Source organism: Prevotellamassilia timonensis, from assembly GCF_021531665.1.
Lineage (GTDB): Bacteria > Bacteroidota > Bacteroidia > Bacteroidales > Bacteroidaceae > Alloprevotella.
In genome coordinates, this window is record NZ_JADYUH010000160.1 from 1 (window position 1) to 419 (window position 419).

Annotated in this window: 1 protein-coding gene; it reads left to right on the plus strand. The window is 39.4% G+C overall.

Features of this window, described 5'->3' with window-relative positions:
* On the plus strand, positions 1-212 hold a 212-nt coding region (locus I6E40_RS10745), incomplete at its 5' end, for a hypothetical protein (RefSeq protein WP_235387282.1).
* Positions 213-419: the final 207 nt, after the last annotated feature.

The following is a 419-nucleotide window of genomic DNA, read 5'->3' on the forward strand; positions in this document are numbered from 1 at the left end:
TTTGCCTTCTTCAAATTTTTCTTTCCCTTCCTCAAATTTTTCTTTCCCTTCCTCAAATTTTTCTTAGCCTTCCTCAAATTTTAATTTGCCTTCCTCAAATTTTTCTTTCCCTTCTTCAAATTTTTCTTAGCCTTCCCCTAAGTAAAACTGCACGCCGAGTAGGCAAAACTTTTCTCAGCGATGCAGGTTCAAAGAGCAAAAATGTAGGATGAAAACCGCGTTTTTGCATATTTCCACCCAACCTTACATTTATATTTTTTGCTTCACCACAACCCTACACACTCCGCCGCGCAACCCTACACGATGAAGGGTTTTGTGTAGAATTTGCAGACCAAACCCTACACACCTAACCCCTATGATTATCAGAATTTAAACCCGAACTGTGTAGGGTTTGAAGGAAATGCATGTACCCTTGAAAA